The 19,703-nt window shown below is 56.0% G+C and carries 13 protein-coding genes; 4 read left to right on the top strand and 9 right to left on the bottom strand.

Annotation, left to right across the window (positions count from 1 at the left end):
• Positions 1 to 22: 22 nt before the first annotated feature.
• Positions 23 to 1,345 carry an RNA-guided endonuclease TnpB family protein gene (locus tag DVK05_RS00220; RefSeq protein ID WP_121561457.1) on the top strand — a complete coding sequence of 441 codons (1,323 nt, stop codon included), beginning with the start codon at positions 23 to 25 and terminating at the stop codon, positions 1,343 to 1,345.
• A gap of 311 nt (positions 1,346 to 1,656) precedes the next feature.
• On the opposite strand, the gene DVK05_RS17730 is transcribed toward DVK05_RS00220, so the two are convergent.
• Positions 1,657 to 4,506: a BGTF surface domain-containing protein gene (locus DVK05_RS17730; RefSeq protein ID WP_303645961.1), complete on the bottom strand. Its 2,850-nt coding sequence runs from the start codon at positions 4,504 to 4,506 to the stop codon at positions 1,657 to 1,659.
• Between the two features lie 446 nt (positions 4,507 to 4,952).
• Here DVK05_RS17730 and DVK05_RS17470 point away from each other — a divergent pair, with 446 nt between their 5' ends.
• Together DVK05_RS17470 and DVK05_RS17465 are read left to right on the top strand one after the other, a co-directional pair.
• Positions 4,953 to 5,588: a hypothetical protein gene (locus tag DVK05_RS17470; protein ID WP_233559336.1), complete on the top strand. Its 636-nt coding sequence runs from the start codon at positions 4,953 to 4,955 to the stop codon at positions 5,586 to 5,588.
• Positions 5,589 to 5,683: 95 nt separating this feature from the next.
• The gene (locus tag DVK05_RS17465) at positions 5,684 to 5,938 is read left to right on the top strand and encodes a hypothetical protein (protein WP_233559337.1); all 255 of its coding nucleotides are present in this window, start codon (positions 5,684 to 5,686) and stop codon (positions 5,936 to 5,938) included.
• A 516-nt stretch (positions 5,939 to 6,454) separates the two neighbouring features.
• Here the strand turns inward: DVK05_RS17465 and DVK05_RS00200 are convergent.
• From DVK05_RS00200 to DVK05_RS00165, 8 genes are all read right to left on the bottom strand, one after another.
• Positions 6,455 to 8,992: a hypothetical protein gene (locus DVK05_RS00200; protein ID WP_121561456.1), complete on the bottom strand. Its 2,538-nt coding sequence runs from the start codon at positions 8,990 to 8,992 to the stop codon at positions 6,455 to 6,457.
• 175 nt (positions 8,993 to 9,167) lie between these two features.
• Positions 9,168 to 9,773, bottom strand: coding sequence for a TetR/AcrR family transcriptional regulator (locus DVK05_RS00195; protein WP_121561455.1), 606 nt, complete (start codon positions 9,771 to 9,773; stop codon positions 9,168 to 9,170).
• On the bottom strand, positions 9,770 to 11,203 hold the full coding sequence (locus DVK05_RS00190; RefSeq protein WP_121561454.1) for a cell division protein FtsZ: 1,434 nt from the start codon (positions 11,201 to 11,203) through the stop codon (positions 9,770 to 9,772). Before DVK05_RS00190 ends, DVK05_RS00195 begins: the two co-directional genes overlap by 4 nt.
• An 81-nt stretch (positions 11,204 to 11,284) precedes the next feature.
• Positions 11,285 to 12,457, bottom strand: a complete 1,173-nt coding sequence (locus DVK05_RS00185; protein ID WP_121561453.1) for a tubulin/FtsZ family protein — start codon at positions 12,455 to 12,457, stop codon at positions 11,285 to 11,287.
• Positions 12,458 to 13,024: 567 nt separating this feature from the next.
• Complete coding sequence (locus tag DVK05_RS00180; RefSeq protein WP_121561452.1) at positions 13,025 to 14,320, bottom strand: RNA-guided endonuclease TnpB family protein; 1,296 nt, start codon at positions 14,318 to 14,320, stop codon at positions 13,025 to 13,027.
• Between the two features lie 405 nt (positions 14,321 to 14,725).
• Positions 14,726 to 15,871: an ABC transporter permease gene (locus DVK05_RS00175; RefSeq protein ID WP_121561451.1), complete on the bottom strand. Its 1,146-nt coding sequence runs from the start codon at positions 15,869 to 15,871 to the stop codon at positions 14,726 to 14,728.
• The gene (locus DVK05_RS00170; protein ID WP_121561450.1) at positions 15,868 to 16,533 is read right to left on the bottom strand and encodes an ABC transporter ATP-binding protein; all 666 of its coding nucleotides are present in this window, start codon (positions 16,531 to 16,533) and stop codon (positions 15,868 to 15,870) included. Before DVK05_RS00170 ends, DVK05_RS00175 begins: the two co-directional genes overlap by 4 nt.
• Positions 16,530 to 17,735, bottom strand: a complete 1,206-nt coding sequence (locus DVK05_RS00165) for a hypothetical protein (protein ID WP_121561449.1) — start codon at positions 17,733 to 17,735, stop codon at positions 16,530 to 16,532. Before DVK05_RS00165 ends, DVK05_RS00170 begins: the two co-directional genes overlap by 4 nt.
• 446 nt (positions 17,736 to 18,181) lie before the next feature.
• Between DVK05_RS00165 and DVK05_RS00160 the strand changes: the two genes are divergently transcribed.
• Entirely contained in the window at positions 18,182 to 19,648 is a 1,467-nt protein-coding gene (locus DVK05_RS00160) for a sugar transferase (protein ID WP_121561448.1), read from the top strand.
• The last annotated feature ends 55 nt before the right edge of the window (positions 19,649 to 19,703 follow it).

Here is a 19,703-nt window from a genome sequence, read left to right as displayed (position 1 = left end):
ACAGGTTATACAGGCGTTCAGAATGCTGGAGGTCCACCGCACTCACCGCGCCAAAATTCTCAACCACAATCAAGTGGCTGAGATACTCGACCGGCACGGGTGGAGCGCCAGCAAACTCTGGAACGTCGCCAACTACCACTCCCGAGAAGTCTGGGAAGAAACCGGGGAGATTCCCGATCACGGCGACCTCAAAGACGAGTTGAAGACTCACAACAAGTACAAGGGGCTACATTCGCAGTCCAGTCAGCGCGTTCTGGAGGAACTCGCTGAAGCCTTCAACTCGTGGTACGAAAAGAGGAAGTCCGACGACAGGGCGAATCCGCCCGGCTACCGCAAGCGCAACTACTACGATACCGACGGCAACCGCGTCCACGAAGAACACCCGCGTAGCACGGTGACGTGGAAGCAGAACGGCATCCGCCACGACACCAAGAACAATCGAGTGCGACTTTCGAAGGGCGCGAACCACAAGGAACACCCCCGAGCGCGGGAATACATCCTTGTTGAATACGAAACGCGCCCCGGCGTCACCGTCGAGAATCTTCAACAGGTTCGCGCCGTCTACGACCAAGCGAAGGAGCGGTGGGAACTCCACCTCGTCTGTACAGACGAGATCGAGACTCCCGCTGCTCCGGGTACCGAGACAGCGGGCATCGACCTCGGCATCAGCAACTTCGCCGCTGTCGCCTACAGTACCGAGGCCGCTGACCTGTACCCCGGAACCCGTCTGAAACAGGACGGGTACTACTTCCCGAAGGAAATTGCCAAGTGCGACGACAGCGGTGGTGAACGAGCTACACGTCTCCATGCGAAGTGGTCGGAACGCCGCACCCACTTCTTCCACGGTCTCGCCAAACACGTCGTCCAACGATGTATCGAGAAGGGTGTTGGCCGTATCAATGTCGGTAACTTGGAAGGCGTCCGTGAGGACGAGAACGGCAACTCGAAAAACTGGGGCAGGCACGGCAACCTCGATCTACACGGGTGGGCATTCGACCGCTTCACCAACATCCTCGAATACAAAGCGAAGGTCGAGGGGATCGAAGTTGTGGAAGTAGACGAGAGTGCCACGAGCAAGACGTGTTGTATGTGTGGGAGAGAGGAGGACAGCCAGCGCGTCGAGCGTGGCCTGTACGTCTGCGAGGAGTGCGATGCGGCGTTCAACGCGGACGTGAACGGAGCGGAGAACATCCGACTCAATATCAACGAGAAAAGTAACTCCGAGTCTTCCGGACAGTCGTTCGGAGATAGGAGTACCGGCTGGTTGGCACAGCCCGCAGTCCACCTATACGACTTGTCCAGCGGATTCCAACCGCAGGAACAAGTGGTAGACTGTAAACCCTAATATCCCAAATGCGGTCGGGATTCCTCCGCGTTCACGCGGAGGAGGATGTCAAGTTGGGCGGACAGGCCGTGATTCGAAAGTTGAAGACCTTCGTCGTCACAAGAGAGCAAAGCTCTCTCAAACGACCTCTGAAGGATAACTCGGAACCCATCCCCTTCCGATCTGTTCCTACCGGTGTATAGGGCGGTCAAGGCCACAGGGATGGCTGGTGCTGTCGGCTAGTGTGTTGCGTAATAAAGAAAGACCGCGTGTGAGTCGGCCCGTGAGGGCCGATAGTTTAGCGACTGCGAGCCGCGACCGTAGCAGCGACGTTAGTCGTTGCGGCGGGTCGCGAGCAGCGCAGCGGCGATGAGCGCGACGAGCGCGACGATGGCACCGAAGCCAGGCGTCTCGCTGTCGGAGGAGCCGTCGGATCCGTCACTACCGTCAGACCCGTCGGAGCCGTCCGAACCGTCGCTGCCGTCGGAGCCGTCGGACCCGTCACTACCGTCGGAGCCGTCGGACCCGTCACTACCGTCGGACCCGTCACTACCGTCGGACCCGTCGCCACCCTCTTCGAGGGTGAGCGTGGCAGTCTGGCTGTCGTCGTTGGTGAAGACGCCGTGCTCGTAGTCACCCGCGTCAAGCCCGGACGTATCGATGCCCGTGAACTCAACGGTGGTGGACTCGCCGCCACCGAGGGTGACTTCCTGGCTGTCGACCGCGTCACCGCCAACGCGGAACTCGACAGTCTGGGTCGCCTCGGATTCGCCGGTGTTCTCGACCGTCGCAGAGACGGTCAGCGAGTCACCGACGGTTGCGGTCACGTCCTGCGGGTTCAGGTCAGAGACCGTGAACGCCGCAGCCGTGTCAACCTCTTCAACAATCACTGCGTCGGAGTCCGCGATCGAACTTCCTTCAACGCGGAAGTCAACCGTCGCGGTGTCGTTTAGCGAAGCAGCACTGAGGTCGAGTTCGGCTTCGAACGTACCGTCCTCACTAACCTCGAAGTCCTCAGACGTCTCGACGAACGACGGCGAGACACCGGAGGTGGACTGGACGCGAACGCTCACTTCAGTGCCGGGCGCAACGTTGGTCGTGCCCGTCACCGTGGCCGACTCGGTGTTCGTGATCTCAACTTCGTCGTTGTCGTTGACGTTGTCGAACGAGGCCTCACGGTCGGCGAGGTTGAAGTCAGCCGAGGCCGACTCCGTGTTGTCCTCACCAGCCGCGAAGTACGGGAAGGCGGCCACAGAGGTGTCGCCGTCAGCGCCACCAAGCGTACCGCCGTCCGGGTCAACGAAGTTGAACTGCTCTTCGTCGTCGGCTTCGTATTCGATTTCGGCCGTGAAGTCCGTGTCATCGTCGACCGACTGCGAGAACGCGGAGTCGTCCTCACTCGTGTCGACCACGATGAACATCTGACCGGACTCCTCGTCAACGAAGACCGAAATGACGTCCTGATTTGCGCTGAAGTCAAGCGACGTCGGGTCCTGATTACCCGTCGCGTCGTCCGCTTCAACTTCGATGTTCACACCCTCGCCCGTTCGGCTGTCAAGCGTGCTGAGCGTGGATGCACTAAATCCGTCATCAAGCGCATCGAAGCCGTTGGAGTCTATTGCCACCATGTGACCATAGATTCCCGTGGCTTCTGCCTGAATGACGAGCTGGTCGTCAAGTGCGATGTCCGAACTCTGGGACACCGTGTTCAGCAGCTCGGTAACGTTCGACGTCTCGTCAGCCGGGTTGGCGGGTGCCGTCCACGTCTGGACGTTCTCGACACCGGGCTGCGTGAGGTCGAGCGTCGCCAGGCCAATTTCATCGTCCAGCTCAGACTCCTCGTCCTCGTTGACGATGAAGTTGTTGTTCCCGTTCACAGCGACCTCGTACGTGGTCGGCTGAAGCGGACGGGTTAGCTGGTCGAACGGAGTTTCGCTGCTCTCGATCTGGTCGATAGCAACGAGGTACTGCTTGAAGCTGTCAGGGCTGAGCGACGTGTCGGTGTCCTCGTCGTAGTACTCGGGCGCGTTGCCAGACGCAACGGAGCCGTACAGTTCACTTTGGACGATGTCGTCCTCAGTGTTGTAGACAACCTCTTCGTTGACGTCGGTCCCGAGCGTACGCGTGTTGACCTCGAAAGTCACTTCGTTGTCATCGTCGTCGTCCTCAATGTAGAGGACGTCAACGAATCCGGAGTCCTCACTGCCGATCTGGACCCAAGCGTTTTCTGTGTCCTCGAGTTCAATCGTCATCTCGACGATGTCACCAGCTGTCTGGGAGTACACGGACTCACTGAAGCTGGCAGACCGGTCGAGTTCACCGACGGAGATGCTCTGTGCGTCAGACGCCTCCGTGTCAGTCACGTTGAACTCGAAGTCGTAGTCACCAGTATCGATGCCGTCGAAGTCGACAACTTCTTCAGCGTCCTGGTGCCGAACGAGGACAATCTTCTGATCGGAGTTCTCGTCGTCGGGCTGGTAGAGACCGACTCGGAAGTCACCGTTCGAGTAGAAGTTACTCGTACTGTCGAGGTCGTCGACGGTGATCCGGGACGGAGCATCGGCGCTGAAGTTTGCACCATCGCCGGAGAAGATGTTGAACAGGTCCTCGTCCTCAAGACCGTCAGCAGTCACGTTGACACTGTAGGTCCCACGGTCCGAGGAGATGTCGAGGTCAGTCTCTGCGTTGGAGCCTTCGTCAGTCACCGAGCTATCATCGAACTCAGCGCTGAGCGACTGGGTCGTGACCTCGAAGGTATCCGGCTGGTCCGGGCTGTTCGGGAGATCGCCCGCACCGCGCACGAAGTAGTCACCGGACGAAAGGTCGTCCGTGTCAATTGCGACGGCTAGGCCGGAGCCAAGACCGTATTCAGCGGCATTCTCGACGGTCAACTGTTCAACCTGTGAACTGGTGTCAACCGATCCACCGTCGAAGCTGTCTACCTCCCGGAGGTTGACTGTGTCACCGACGCTTGCCGCATCGATGTCGCCACCGGTCAGGTAGACGTCTTGTCCTTGATAAACGATATCGACTGAAGTGCCAGCATCGTTTACATACTGGCCGTTAAGCGGAGCTGCCGCAACGGGAGCCGCTGCGAAGCCCGCAGCGAACATGGATACGACCATGATCGCCGCGAAGAAGACCGCGTTGGCCTTTCCGCGATAGTTTGTGTTTTCTGTCATTGTTGTTGTGTTGTTTCAGCGCGACAACCGTGCTTTGTCTCCATCTGGGTCGCCTGTTCGTCAGTTACCAACACCACGTCGGTGGCGCGACCAGACTTGACGGAGGTTACTCGCATTGGTGTCGCATTGGGATGGGGTAGGGTCTGCGATTCAGGCTTGTGGCGGTTATTATATATGCTTTGTGGGACTGGGAAGTCATGATAACCGTTCTCAAGGGAGATAGCGGGCTTCTTGAGGCCATTTTCAAGATCAGCGATTATCGGTAGGCTTCTAATCAGGGTTATAAATCAAATGTATCGCTTTGACACTCTCCTTACGCTAAAGTGCGAGGATTCTCTAGATAGTATTCACACGCTTTATCGAAGTTACAAGGCTAAAACCCCGCCCTGAACAGTAGTTGCCGAAGATGACTGAGACTCCTCACGCTGGGCAGTGTTAGTCAACAGGTGGTCCAGACAGTTGAGGCGAAACAAGTTTGCTGTACTGCGTCGACGGTGCTGTTTCCAGAACTTGAATTCGGCGTGAAACCGTGTGGGAAGTACACGAGAGAGAAATTCCGAGAAATCCTCTCTCGGATTGCTTTTGATCAGGAATTCGCAAAGACGAGTGGGAAAACGCTCCAACTTAATGGTCACGAACACGTCGATATCACTACTAGGGCACCTAATTCACTCGTTAAATCGCTGCTGTATCACCTGCGCAATTTCTCAGCAGACATCATCACCGACCAGTTCGATGGCGTCCAAGATCGAGTGCTCGAAGTCCTCCGGTCTCAACGCCGACTTCCTGCGTTCGTCGATGTTGCCATCGATCTGCACGAGTGGCGCTTCTACGGCTCTGGTGACACAGACCACATCTGCTCTGTTGAATCCGATGACAGCACGGTGATTACGATCGCTGAAGACGCGGTTATCTCGTTTTTCGTCGTCGATGAATTGGATCGATCCACCCAACGATCTCGATCCGTGCTCTCCCTAGCAAGAGTCCATCTCTACATTCTCTCGGCAGCGGTCCTGAACCGTGTACAGAATGACCCGATCCTGCTGCCTTCTGTGGATTCAACAAAGCAGACCACATCCTAACCACGTACCCTGACCTCGGGACGAACAAGGCGTTTTGCTTCGCAACACTATGTATCGTCGCTCCTCGCACACAATTTACGCTTGCGGTGGTCCCGATGGACGCGAACGGCTTTCGCGCCAAGCGCGACGCCGTTCGCTCGTTGCTCGAAACAGCCAAACAGTACGTCTCCATTCGACACGTCTACCTCGACCGTGAGTTCTACAAAGTCCATGTCGTCGCGGAGTTGGAACAACAGACATCTGTGCGTGTGGGTCCGGGCAGTAGAATGAATGACCGTCTCAGCGCCGGCGCTGAGACGGTTGCTGACGAGTACACGATTAGCGAAAGCGCAAACCAGCGGCGTCGGTAGATCTCACAGTCTTCGCGGTTCCGTACCGCACAAACGAAGACGAGCACGTCTGGTTCGTAAGGAGTTTGGACGTGAACTCATCGACAGCGAAAGCATACGCACCGGCGTTCCGCCACAGCTGGGGGATCAAAACGTCATATCGACAGCTCGGCGATTTCCTCCCGAGAACGTCGTCACCGACGTTCTCGGTCCGACTGGTTTACGTTTTGTTCGCGGTCTCGTTGTACAATCTGTGGGTGTTAGCCAACTATTGGCCCCAGATGACACAGTTCCAGAGACTCTGCTGATCTCAACACGGATCTTCCGCAGTTTCGTTCTCTCAACAGACGACGGTTGAGTTCACACTCAAACCTGACCGGGATGACCGGTGAGTACGTCGTATTCCGGAGAGACACCTGTCACCGTGAAATCCGCTATGATCGTGAAATACGTAAACTCAACGGCTTGGTTAGCATGGTAGAGCATTTGATTCGGCAACTACTGTTCAGGGCAGGAAACATCAATTAGATAATGATATTAACCAACAGAAACAGCTGTCTGATTACCCGCAAGGATGTCGCGATCAGTAATCGTGACCGTAGAATTTCCAACTTGGTAGGTACCGGGGTAAGCAACCCGGACCGTTGCCGTGCCGTTAACAACCGCTGCGGTCCGGGAGTACTCGTAATCTACGCCACCAAAGTCTACGCTTGTAACTGCGGTTACTGACGGTGTAGATGGATTTGTGACCTGAATGCTGGCACCAGGAACAAGTGCGAAGGTTCGAACATCACTGTCGGTGTGAATCAGTTGGTATCGGCCGACAGAGTTTGTCCCGTTGGCCCCCACACCAAGACCTTCGTACAGCGCCGTATACGTCGTATTTCCTACGGCTTCACGATCCTGTTCTGTGATCACGACGTAGCCAACACGCGAGTGGTGTTGCTTATACCACTTATCTGGGTTGGCTGTCGCAAGAAACTCATCATGAATACGTCGCGCGTATCCATAGCTCCGCGCTTCGCCACTCACGAAGTAATTGTACATTCTGTTGTCATCCCATTGGCTCAACACAAAGTTTTGCGGATACTCACGGGCAGTCTCGTTCGCGTGTGCGCTGACTTCAAGAGCAGCGTCAAACTGCGCACGATCATACGTTGTTTGCCCAACGAGCGATGGGACAAGTACGAGGTTAAACAGTAACACAACGATGATTGCGCCAACAAGATAGCCTCGTTTACCCCGTTCGGCTGGCAACTGAAGCGATGTAATCGATGCCGAGGCTTGGGCAGTATCGTCGTGTGAGTTGGTAGCAGAGTTGAAACTGCTGTCAGCAAGGCTACGAGCGACACCAGGAGCAGAATCTACACCCTGCTGTTCAGGCGGGTCAAGTACCGCAACCGGTCGTGTAAGGTCAATCAACGAAAGCAGATAGATAAGACCGATTCCGGCAAACGGCGCAATGACGATGGCTAATTGGCCAGCAAAGCGCACCTGGATCGTTGCGAGTAACACATAGTACCACGCAAAGCAAACGAGTACGAGCCAGCCAGGCTCATACCGACGAGTAAGCACCCAGGTAAGGATCGCAAGCACAACGATCGCGAAATAAAACCCAAGCCCGAGTTGGAACAGAGGGCCAAGCACCACAGCAAAGTCTGGGTTAAACAGCGAGACTGTCTCAGAGATCCCTCCGCGACCGAACAGGTCGTTGGCGCGGGTTCGAATACGGCTGATGGCGTCGGGACGGGCGAGTACGTAGCCAGCAAGCCCACCGATCGCGACAACAACATTGACCACACCAAGTCCAGCCGGCCGCAGCGCGAGGCGACGCCAGAGTGTGCCAAGACCAACCACGACAACCCCACCAGCGGCCACGAGAACAGGGGTGACTGCGGCAAGTGATTCATGCCAGCCAAGTGTAAGGTGGGCGGTGAGCGCTCCCCCAGCACCAAACCCGAGACCGGCAAGCAGCGGGAGGTTAGCAGAAACCGGCGGCACGTCGTGGCGGACATCAAGCACAACACGAATTCCCACAACCGCCGCCACCGGAATGAACGTAAGCGGAGAGCCTCCCCAAGTGTGAGCAGAGGCGGCGACAGCGATTGCGAGACCAGTTGCGACCACCCACATCGTTGGGTCGCGAGCATGTGCCTTTGCGGCGGCGGTTGTGTCGGTTGTGGCCCGACGCCGTGGAAGGTCGCTTCCGAGTATGGTGAGAGTCGTGACAAGCAGACCGAGCCAGAGATACTGATGTGCTTGATGGTCGAGAAAACCAACTGACGTGTACACCACGTTGGCGGGAGCAAGGCCATAAAAGACCACTGCTGCGAGTGCAACTCGGATGTCGGTAGTGAGGGTGACGGTAACGCGGTAAACAAGATACCCCACACAGATAGAGGACAAAACCGGCAACCACGCAGCGACTGTCGGTGCGGCATCAACTCCGCCAAGCAGGACTGTCAGCCACCAATTTGTTGCGTGTGCAAGCGGGCGAGCGCTGGCAGCACCACCCATGTCGGCAAACAACCCAAAATCAAAAATGCCACTAGCACGCGCCGCAAGTTGTTCCTGCCAGTATCGGAAAAAGTACGTGTCGTTGGATGGTGACACGACGAATCCATCGCGGAACACGGCGGGTGTAGCCACAAGTCGTGCCGCCGCTACGACGACAAGAGTGCCAGCAAGCGCGAGCGTGGTCACTGGGTCGGGCACGAAAGAAGCAATCACACCCAAAGGAGCAGCTGACTCGGTCGCGTCAGGTGAGGTAGATTTCTGTGGAGGCGGAGAGACTTCGGAGTCTGGTGAGGTCGTGCTTACCTGAGAGTCGGTCGTCGTCGTGAGGACAGATCGAATCGCGGAGGGATGAACCAGCCGGTAGCCACCATCGACACTAGTCGCGATGTCACGGGCAACGAGTTCTCCAAACTGGCCGGAGTCAAGTTCGATTTCATCAAAGGTCCACGGCTCTCCCTGGGCATTACGCTCAACAAGCGCTACAAGCGCTTCTTCAGCATCGGGGTGGTCATCGAGGAACGCACGGGTAGCCGCAGTCGTGTCCTCGGGCGAGGGCATTGTTCCTTCTCTGTGTGGGGGTACCGATTACCGTTTCGGTTGGTGTGGCGCCTACATTAGAATGCCACTGTGAGTGCGAAGGGTGACCACAGGGGTGTATCAAAGGCTATTTTACATGGGTTCAATGTCGTGTGCAGATTGCTCCCACTGGTGCTGGAACTCGTTCGGCGATACTTCAACAAGATTGTTTGAGTTCAGACTCGACGTATGACACGACGGACGCATGCGCTGTTGTGGCTACGCCCTCTCTGTCGGTTGTGTGGCGATTACTTATTACACCGTTTATTACCGCAAGAAGATGTTCTGAGACCTGTGACACATCAACGTCACAAAATACGCCCTTCTGGATGCCCCGTGCGATAATGTCCTGAATAGTTGCGGCTAGGCGCTGATCGATCCGCGTGAACTGGGCCCGAATTTTCTGGTCCGTGACTGCTTGTGACCGAAAACAAACAAGCACAGCCTGTAACTGGAACTCTTCGGCGGGATCTGGCGTAAGTAGTCGTTCAAGGAAGTGGTCGAGCTTTTCTGTAGGGCCACGGTTTGGGTGGGTTTCAATGCGCGACAGGAACGTATCGACAGCAAAGTCGAGAAGCGCGCTAAGCAGGTCCATTTTTGTATCATAGTGGTGGTATATTACTGATTTGGACTTATCAAGCTCATTGCCGATGCGGGTGACAGAAAGGTCGGCGTAGCCGTGCTTGAGTAGTGCGTCATACGTCGCTTTCAGAATTTCTATCTCGACAGAGCTCCGGTTCGTTTTGGATGTGTCACACCTCATTCTTCTGGAGAGTCTACCGTGTTAGCATTCACTTCGACATCACCAAAGTCAAACGCATTGCGTGCTGTGTCGGTATCTGAACGCGACTGCGCAGATCGGTGATCGGTGCCTGACGACGTATCGGCGCGTTCAGCCTGTGGTGGGGCTGCCGTGGCCTCATTTGTGTCGGAACCAGGTTGGGCAGCAACCGCTCGATGTTGGAGTTGATCAATTCGTGGAACGGAAGTCACGTTAGAGAGGACAACGGTTGCTGTGAGTTCTGTACTGTGGTGAACGGGCTCGTCGCCGGCCAGAACCTCAACGGTCTCTGTTTCCTCTTCGAGAAGATATCGACCGGTCTCGAATCCCTTCCGGGAGATTGTATCTGGCGGACCGGTGAGGATGAGCAGAACGCGGTCCGCAGAGGTAATCTCACAAGGTAGCGTCAATTTCGACTGTAGGGCTTGGCCAATCAGTGTCTTGATCTGTGATGCGTCAACCGGCGTGGCGGCAGCCGATGAAGAACGGCGAAGTAGCCGAAGTACTCGAGTCAAAACGCCGCTAGTTTCAGCGTCGATCGGCGTCGTCGCACGGCCGACTGTCGTTACCCCACCAAGATCAAGCGTGCGTGTGATGTCCGCAGGATCAACGCGAAGTTCGGACGAAGACGTAGTCGCGCGCTCGCCAACACCGAATACGCTCAGGAGTCGCTCTACGGTCATGGTGTTGGTCGACGAGTAGCAGTCCATGACGGTGTCTTCATTTTGACACCAAGCCTCATTGTCGACAAGAAAGACAGAGTCTGCGCGTGGAACGAGTGTTTGGAGACCGCGGGCGGCGGTCAGAGCTCGCTGAGCCGGCTCTGTGGCAGCCGGGAGAACACCAAGCGCGTACACGGGTGTTTCATGGATAGCTGTGAGTTCATCTAGAAGAACGCTTCCAACTCCGGACCCGGTCCCACCGCCGAGTCCAGCCACGAGTAGTGTCGCTGCCACCTCTGTTTCATCAATCCGGTCGAGTGCACGACGGATTTCTGGGCGGTCAGCCATTGCCACTTGTGCGCCGACATCAGGGTCACCACCGACGCCATACTCGTTGGGCACGGACTGGGTGCCATCGGAACGTTCTGAGGTGTCAGAAGGTGTGCCCTGATGACTCTCGGACTCAACGGTGTCCGAGTGTGTCGACGGTGTATCGCGAGAGCAAGTGGTTTGCTCACGGCGGGCAGTCGTTGTACTCGTATCTCGTCGAAGCACTGCCGGATGGGTGTCACCGAGCAGGACTTGTTGGTCGGTAGATACTGCTGTCGTCTGGCGGAAGGGTTGTGACTCGGTATGGAACGCAAGGACGTTTTCGTTGGTTACTGATCGGCCAGTGTGACGTTCGGTGCGGACGAATCGATCAACGAGTCGCGTGCCACACCCCCCAACGCCAACGAGCGCGAGTTTCATACGCCCACGAGCCGCAGTCCACCGTGACGACGGGGGCGAGCCGTATCATGACGTAAGGTGGCCAGTTCCCTGTACATCCGGCTAAACAATTGGGTCCAAGTCATTATCGTCATCCGTAATCAACGACTGAATCTCCTCTTCGCGGACTGCATCCTGTTGTTGTATCTTATCCTGGGCGTCAACCGCTTGGTTTTGAATCTCATTGATGCGCGGCGTTTCAGTCACGTTGGAGAGCAACACCACGGCCGCAAGCGTCGATGAGTCAGGTCGAGGATCGTCGCCAGCAAGCACATCAACGGTGTCAGCCTCTTGTTCAAGCCACTCGCGAGCGGATTCGACGCCTTTTCGTGAAATAACATCTGGCGGCCCGGCAAAGACAATGAGTGCGCGATCAGCACTCGAGACATCACACGGGACAGTAAGCCGGGAATTCGTTGCGCGACGAACTAACCCCTTGATTTTTGCGGCATCAGTCGAGTCGCTCTGCGATTCTTCAGACTCTTTGAAGTTTGCTAGCAGTCCTTCTTTTGCGGGCGTAACATCAGTCGACGCATAGCCAATTGAGGAGACACCGCCAGTATCGAGCGTTCGCATAATATCACTCGAGTCCATCGCGTTTTCACCAACCTCTGATTCATCAACCTCACCGGCAGCAAGGAGAGTGACGATGCGTGTTGCGAGCTCTTCGTTCATCTCCTCGTACCCCTGTTCAATCGTCTGTCCGCGGGAACGCCACGCATCATTGTCGAACGCGATGAAGTTGTCGACTTTGTTGACGAATGACTGGAGCGAGCGAGCAGCGTTAAGTGCTGGCCGGCCGCCTTCGTATGTACCCGGCAATACCCCGAGCCCGTACACCGGTTCATCGTACATCTTCTGTAATTCGTCGATGACAACCGGAGCAGCACCACTGCCGGTTCCGCCGCCAAGTCCAGCAGCGACTAAGACGGCGTCAACCTCGTGAATTTCGACATCGTCGAAGACACGTCTGATCTCATCAATATCAGTTTTCGCAACCTCGGCGCCAATTTCAGCATCGCCACCGACACCATGTCCCCGAGCTTTCTGATGGGTATCGCCGATCAACACGCGGCGCTCTTCATCAAGATGCTGCGGCTTGGCGAGGTCTGTCCGAGCCGTGTTGATAACAAGCGCGTGTCGGCACAGATTGCGACCAGTCTCGAATTCAAACTCAATCATCTGGTCGATAAGCTTACTGCCGGCGTTACCGACCCCGATCGTTGCAAGCTTCATTAGCGGCCCTCCACTCGGCGGGGTTGGTTGTGTTGACAGTACGGTCGTGTCTCAACATCTTCCGCGTGAGAGGTTGTGAAACGAATCATCAAGTACCGGATGGTGTGGGTCAGGACGTATTAATTTGCGTCAGACACAATCTATTGGCAACAGCTATTGCGACAACCGCAATACGGGTCACCGAATCAAAAACTATTCACCAGTCAATCCATAACACTTAGCTTGGGACCAAAAGTCCCTGACAGAGCGGGTCCACGCAGTCCACGTCACGGACCGGCTCTCAAATACGCTGCTCTCCAGTCAACTCGTCGGCATGCTCGACCACCGACGCACGAAGAGCAGCCCAGCGCGAGCCGGCTGACATCCCCGGCTCCGCGTTCTCTGGCGATGTCGTGCTTCTCTGTACAACGGAGGTTCCGCAATACAAAAATCAAAAAATATTAACCAGCCAATATTTACTATATGATTGGGGACTACAGGTCCCTAGTGAGAGCGAGGTTGTCCCTTTGCGCATCCCCGTTCTCATGCCATCTCCCCTCCCCCATCCATCCGCCTCCGCCGAGTGAATTACCACGGGTCGGGTGACCCGTGGCTTCCTGTTTCTACGACGCGCTTTGCAGGCACGAGACGGAACGACAATTCGTCGTTCACGTCCGCACCCGAAGGGAGCGCAGTCTCCGCAGGCGTTGATTCGGCCTCTCCCAGACCTACTACCGCATCCACCTCGTAATCCACACCCAACTCGTCCATCCCATGTTTCTGAACGTTGTACGAGGCGTTCTCGTCCCGGTCAGCCTCGAACCCACAACCCGGACACGAGTGTTCACGAACCCAGAGTGCTTTGTCAGACTCAACGTCACACCGAGCGCACCGCTTTGTTGTTCCTTCTGGTGGAACCGTAACGACGTGACAACCGTTCTTATTCCCGTGACGCTCGAACGTCTTGATGGCCTCACTCCACGACATAGACGCGATGTTCCGCCCATTCGAATCCTGTTCAAGCATCTCGCGAACGTTGAGTTTCTCCAAAAACACGGCGTCGTACTGTGTCGTGTACGAGTGAGCGAGTTTCTCGATGAAGTCCTTGCGTTTGTTCGCCAACCGTTCGTAGGCTTCAGCGAGTTTGACTCGCGCTTTCTCCCAGTTGTTCGAGCCGTGTTGCTTGCGAGATAACGCTCGGTGACGTTTTTCGATTCGCTCACGGTCTTCTGACTCATCCAACGGCGTCACAGCGTTGCCGTCAGAATCGTGAACAAACTTGAGGATGCCAAGGTCGATACCTGCGGTATCTTCAAGGCGGATGTCTTCGACAGCGGGTTTCTCGGGGTGTTCTGGGTCGTGGTCAACAACGACCGACGCATACCACTTTCCTGATTTCTCTTCCTTGAGACGAACTTCTTTGATATTGCCGTCTTCGGGAAGTGGGCGATGGTAGTCCACATCCATCGTGCCAATTTTCGAGAGTTCCAAAGTGGCGTGTTCGGTTCGGCCCGTGTTACTATCCACGTCAAAGCCAGATTGGTTGAACACGATACTGCGGTACTCTCGTGGTGATTTCCACTTGAGTTTCCCAACGTTGTATCCCTTGGACTTGAGTGACTTGAGAACACTCAGGCTCGAAAAGATGCGTCGGACGGCCATCTGCAAGCACTTGGAGTTCACGTCACTCCACGTTGTCCACTGTCGTTTCCACGCAGGGAGTTTGTTCTGGAGTTGGGTGTACGTTGGCTTGTCGCCGTTTGGAGCAGAGTCGTATATTCTGAGTGCGTGGTTGTACACTTCCCGGCAGATGTTGATGTGTCTGCGAGCTTCGCTCGCCACGCTTTCTGTCGGGTACACTCGATACTTGAACGTCTGCTCCACTAACTAACACGTTGGGGTGCGGGACTTAATGATTCGGTTTAACTCGGGCGATTGTCGCATTCATCCACGGGTGCGGTGACCCGTAGAATTCTGCTCGTTACCGTTTAAAAGTGCGGTTCGACGCGATCTGGGCTACCAGCCCCGGAATCGCGTTCAGAACTAACCGAAGTACACCGCGCAACTACATCGAGCCGTCTCTAGTGTAGTTCACTAAACTCGCTGCCGTCATTCGAGGCGGCAGATTCGCCGCCATCGCCAATAACTCTTTGAACAACCGGCACAACTTCCTCGGTGAAGCGGGAGATGTGCGCCATGAGCACTGAGGGCTCCCGCTTCAACTCCTGTGGGTGAGTAACCGATCTCGCTGCCGTATGGTAATTCAACAGAAGTATTCAAAATATGAAGTCAATCCCGAAGTGCCTCTACCGGGCGTTCATTTGCGGCTTTCCATGCTGGATACACCCCACTAAGCGCACTTGCGGTAACCGCAAACACCATGCCGTACAAGAGGTACTGAGCGCTTTGCCAGCGAAAGGCACTCAGAGGACTCCCAACGAGGAATTCAAACAGGACTACACCGACACCGACGGAAACAACGACGCCTAACACGCCGCCAATTGCCCCGAGAAACACCGCTTCAGTGAGGATCATGCGGAGAATTTCACCCCGGGTGATGCCGACAGCTCTAAGAACACCAATTTCGCCTCGCCGTTCAACAGTACTCATTAACATTACATTGAGAATCGCAACGCTCGCAACCACCAGTGAGATTGATCCAATCCCCAGAAGTCCGAGTCGAAGCGTCCGCAAAAACGATCCAACGTTCTGCTGTACCGAGGCGAAGTTCCGGACGCGTACAACTTCTTCGTCAGCAGTATTGAATGACGACCGAATATCAGCTGTAAGCGGCTCTACCGATTGGTCGGGAGTTATCAAAACAGTTACTGAATCGTAATAGTTCTGTTCATCCATCGCTGAGAGTGGCAACACAAGCACTCGTGCTTGGCCGCCGAGTCCCTGAGATGACGAGAGGATCCCCTGAACGCGGTAGAGTTGTCCATCATAGGTGATCGGATCACCAACTTCGATCCCAAGCCGACTAGCCTCTGCTTGAGAGAGCAACGCACCTGACTGGAGGCGGTTCGAGATACGTCCCTGCGAGACATTATACAGGGCATCCGCTTTCGTCAGTGCGGTGACGCTAATACGAGTCTCAGCGCCGTTTCGGGCTGAGAGCGTTGTGACATTACTTCGTTCAGGTACAACCGTTGCATCGCCTGCGAGTCGCTCAATATCATCAACCTGGTCGGCAGAGATCCCATCAGTGGGATTATCGGGTCCTGCGGAGATGATCACTTCATTCGATAAGCCCTCAAGATTCGCAGTAGCTTGTTGTTGAATTGCTGCCGTCGCCATTCCCAACGACGCGATCGAAACAACACCAATCAGGATTCCGAGTGTCGCGAGGGCAGTCCGCACACGATTGCGGCCAAGGTTTCGCCACGCCATCAGGGCACTGGGAAACCGGCGCAGGGGATGTCGCTTGCTCATGTGTTGATAGTTCCGTCAACTAACTCAACAACCCGGTCAGCGTATTCCACTAGCTGCTCATCGTGAGTGACCGCGACAATGGCGATATTCTCGCTTTGCTTGAGTCTCGTTAGTTCATCCAAGATGGTTGCGCCAGTGTCTTGATCGAGGTTCCCAGTTGGTTCATCCGCCAAGAGAATGTCCGGTTCGTTGATCAGCGCACGCGCAATAGCAACTCGTTGGCGCTGGCCACCCGATAGTTCGGTTGGCTTGTGTGTCAGTCGGTCACCGAGTCCAACGCGGGTGAGCAACTCAACAGCCCGGTCACGTCTATCAACGTCGGTATCCCACATCGTTGGCAGTTCGACGTTTTCGACCGCTGTGAGCATCGGAAGCAGGTGATAATCCTGAAAGACGAATCCGATGTCTGACCGCCGTTCCTCCGTCAGTTCATCGATGGAAAACTCGGTGACATCACGGCCGTTGAGCCGGACACGGCCCATCGTTGGCGTGTCGAGTAATCCAATCATATTCAGCAACGTACTCTTACCCGATCCAGAGGGACCGATGATGGTAACCATCTCGCCGCGGTCAGCACGGAAGTCGACACTCGCCAGCGCCTCAACGATCTCGCCGCCGGTGTGATATCGTTTTATCGCATCGTCAAGGGCAATAACGCTCATTGGCTGCGCCACCTGTAGGCTACGCCGGCGAGGAGAATTGTGATGAGCACAACACCGCCAGCAAGTAGTGGGAGTGGGAGCCCGCCTTGCTCACCGGCTCCAGAGTGAGAGGTGGCCGCACCGCTGCTGGTGGCGGCGCTGTCGCCAGGCGTCGCGCTGGGACTTACAGCCATGGCGGTAGCCGTCAGGTCGACCTGCTGTGTCGTCGTCACACGCTCGTTATCAACGATATACGTGATTGTAACGGGGACCACTGAGGCATTGGACTCGGTCTGTGCGGTGAGTTCAAACGTGGCGAACTCGCTGGCCTCAACACCACCAACAAAGTACTCACCTGACGGCGAAACAGGGTGGACATCAGCAGTCTCGTTGACCTGAACGAGCACAGAATCAGCATCGGTCCCACCAAGGTTCGCGGCATCACCTTCGATCATGACCCCAGAGCCGGTGCGTGAGACCTCAACTGCGGTGAGTCGGATTTCCCCGGGAACTTGTGTCTCCTCGTTGATGTCGGTGACAAGCGACGTAGAGTGACTAGCGCCAGCAGCATCGTATGTCGCGGTAAACTCAACCGTGTCTGACACAACACCGCTTGTATCGAAGCTGGTTACTTGGCTTGACTCGGGTGACACGTCACGGGCAAAGTTACGCTCAAAGACATCACCACCAGCTGCGGCAGTGATTTCGACATCGGTGAGGTTGGTGTTGCCAAAGTTCGTTAGTGCGACTTCAACTGTCTCAGACTCGTTTTCGGTGGCTGTTGCCGATAGGTCAGCTCTAACCACCGATTCAGACACTTCAACGTAAACTGGGTAAGTGTACGAATGATAGTCGCCGTTGGTATCTTGTACAACGAGATTAACATCAAGTTGTTTTTGCCCGGCAGTCTCAAAGGTCGCTGAAATTGGGACAGACAGTGATCCACCAGGAGAAATCGATCCGACATTCTCGATGCGGGCAAACTCTTCTGTAGTTCCTATTGATCGGACATAGAGGCTTGTTACATCGACAATAGTATCACTATTTTCAAGGTTTGAGATGGTGGCATCGATGGTGACCTGTTCGCCGGTAGTTGGATCGTCGGGTGTTACTGTTACCGACGATAGTTGGATCGCCGGGTCATCGGCGCTCACGGCGACCACACCTGTGCTGCTCAAAACGAGGAGGGCTACTGCCAGTCGAGGGAGGAGGGACCCACGCATCAGCGGCAATTGACATTTCTGGTACTAAGAAGTACTGCTGTGTTTCGCAGGCCGACTACCCACCCTACTTTGCTCATCTGAAGCGGGTCGGTCGTGGAGAGTGAGGCGTGTCCATGGCTCGGCCTCGGACTGTCCGGGTAGGCAGTGAATCTACGACTTGGTGTCACCGTTCCAGACTTGAGGCCAAGCTAACTGTTGTCCGTCCGCCGAGACGACTGGGGGCCTCGACCGACGTGCCACATCCCGAAGTGCTGCGCCGCATTGTCGTCCGCGTTCACTTACTGGCTCACGCCGTACACACCGGAAATCATGACGAGTTAGCCGATTCCCTTCGGCTATCAGCTTTCTCTCATGGCTACACCGTGGGCTTCCAACTCGAACATCTGTGAACAGCACCCGCCCGTGAGACGCGACGCTTATTAGGATGTGACTGACACGTTGTAGCGATGGACACCGGCTGGCAGTATCGGATCGCGAGCGTGGGGGGCGTCGCCGCCTTGGTCGGGCTCGCGGTGATGCTCGCCAACAACGGGACCGTTCAGGCGGCCGCATCGATGGTCCCCATCCTCGGGCGCCTAACCGTCGACCCGCCCGCGGGCGCAGAGTTCGTCATTGAGGTTGCGCTGACCGTGGCGGTGGTGGCAGGCGCGTTCGTCCCCCTCTACAAGCCGCGGCCGCGGCGAATTCTCGACATCGTCGCGCTCGCACACAAGCGCGTTTTTGTGGCTGTGTTCGCCTTGGCGACGATCGGCTACTTCGATTACACGTACAAGGTGCCGCGGCTAACACTAGTGTTGATCACGCCGATGCTACTCGTCATCCTGCCGGCGTGGTTCATCTGGCTGCGCCGCCCGGAGGCCCGCAGCGAGCGGGCGATTGTCGTCGGGGACGACCCCATCGAAATTTCCCGCGTCGCTGAGGCTGCGCGTGAAACGGATCTCACACTACTTGGATATCTGTTTCCAACACAGCCACAAGGTACGGCTCAGGGCCGCCTTGGAGAGGACCACAAAGCGAGAGACGCCGATGTCACGTCCGCCGCAGACGGTGGCTACCGGATAGAGACAGGCCTCGATCAGCTGGGTGGCCTCTCTCGACTCGAGGATGTACTGGTCAACCACGACATCGACACCGTGATCCTCGCGTTTGGGGAGACAGACCGGGCTGAGTTCTTTGGCACGCTCGACGCCTGCTATGAGCACGGAGTCGCCGCAAAGGCCCACCGCAATGCTGCCGACGCTGTGCTGCTCGCAGAGGACGACCCGGGCGTGCTCGTTGATATTGACATCGAGCCGTGGGATATCCAAGATCATCTCCTCAAGCGAGCCTTCGATGTTGGGTTTGCGGGGATCGGACTGCTTGTGCTTTCTCCGGTGATTGTCGCTATCGCCATCGCGATCAAACTTGATGACGGCGGATCAATACTTTATCAGCAGGAGCGGACAGCCGTATTCGGCGAAACGTTTGACGTGTACAAGTTCCGCTCAATGGTCGAAGACGCTGAGTCGGCGACCGGCGTGAAGATCAGTGATGAGGACGAAGGAAGTGTTGACCCTCGAGTGACACGTGTTGGGCGGGTACTCCGCCAAACACATCTCGACGAGATTCCACAGCTGTGGGCAGTGCTATCGGGGAAGATGAGCGTTGTTGGGCCGCGGCCGGAGCGCCCTGAGATCGATGCCGACATTCAACACGGCGTCGATGACTGGCCGAAACGGTGGTTCGTAAAGCCCGGGCTCACCGGCCTCGCACAGATCAACGACGTGACGGGGAAGGAACCGGACCGGAAGATCCGATACGATCTACAGTACATCAAACGACAGTCATTCAGCTTCGATATGAAGATCGTAATTCGACAGATTTGGAAAGTATTTGCGGATGCTATGCGTCTCGTTACAGAGAGCTCGAAGTAGATTACTGGATTACCGCACTGTGTCATGTTCTACTGGAGCCTCGGAAATCGTGGTG

The sequence above is a fragment of the Halorubrum sp. Atlit-8R genome (genome assembly GCF_003666025.1).
Taxonomy (GTDB): Archaea; Halobacteriota; Halobacteria; order Halobacteriales; family Haloferacaceae; genus Halorubrum; species Halorubrum salinarum.
The sequence above is the reverse complement of the archived record's forward strand: the minus strand, read 5'-3'. Positions and strand labels throughout refer to the sequence as shown.

Excerpts from the sequence above, each read along its gene's own strand:
- DVK05_RS00195 (WP_121561455.1), bottom strand. The coding sequence starts at position 9,773 with ATGAGGTGTGACACATCCAAAACGAACCGGAGCTCTGTCGAGATAGAA.
- DVK05_RS00200 (WP_121561456.1), bottom strand. The coding sequence starts at position 8,992 with ATGCCCTCGCCCGAGGACACGACTGCGGCTACCCGTGCGTTCCTCGAT.
- DVK05_RS00175 (WP_121561451.1), bottom strand. The coding sequence starts at position 15,871 with ATGAGCAAGCGACATCCCCTGCGCCGGTTTCCCAGTGCCCTGATGGCG.
- DVK05_RS17465 (WP_233559337.1), top strand. The coding sequence starts at position 5,684 with ATGGACGCGAACGGCTTTCGCGCCAAGCGCGACGCCGTTCGCTCGTTG.
- DVK05_RS00190 (WP_121561454.1), bottom strand. The coding sequence starts at position 11,203 with ATGAAACTCGCGCTCGTTGGCGTTGGGGGGTGTGGCACGCGACTCGTT.
- DVK05_RS00185 (WP_121561453.1), bottom strand. The coding sequence starts at position 12,457 with ATGAAGCTTGCAACGATCGGGGTCGGTAACGCCGGCAGTAAGCTTATC.
- DVK05_RS00170 (WP_121561450.1), bottom strand. The coding sequence starts at position 16,533 with ATGAGCGTTATTGCCCTTGACGATGCGATAAAACGATATCACACCGGC.
- DVK05_RS00160 (WP_121561448.1), top strand. The coding sequence starts at position 18,182 with ATGGACACCGGCTGGCAGTATCGGATCGCGAGCGTGGGGGGCGTCGCC.
- DVK05_RS00220 (WP_121561457.1), top strand. The coding sequence starts at position 23 with ATGCTGGAGGTCCACCGCACTCACCGCGCCAAAATTCTCAACCACAAT.
- DVK05_RS00165 (WP_121561449.1), bottom strand. The coding sequence starts at position 17,735 with ATGCGTGGGTCCCTCCTCCCTCGACTGGCAGTAGCCCTCCTCGTTTTG.
- DVK05_RS17730 (WP_303645961.1), bottom strand. The coding sequence starts at position 4,506 with ATGACAGAAAACACAAACTATCGCGGAAAGGCCAACGCGGTCTTCTTC.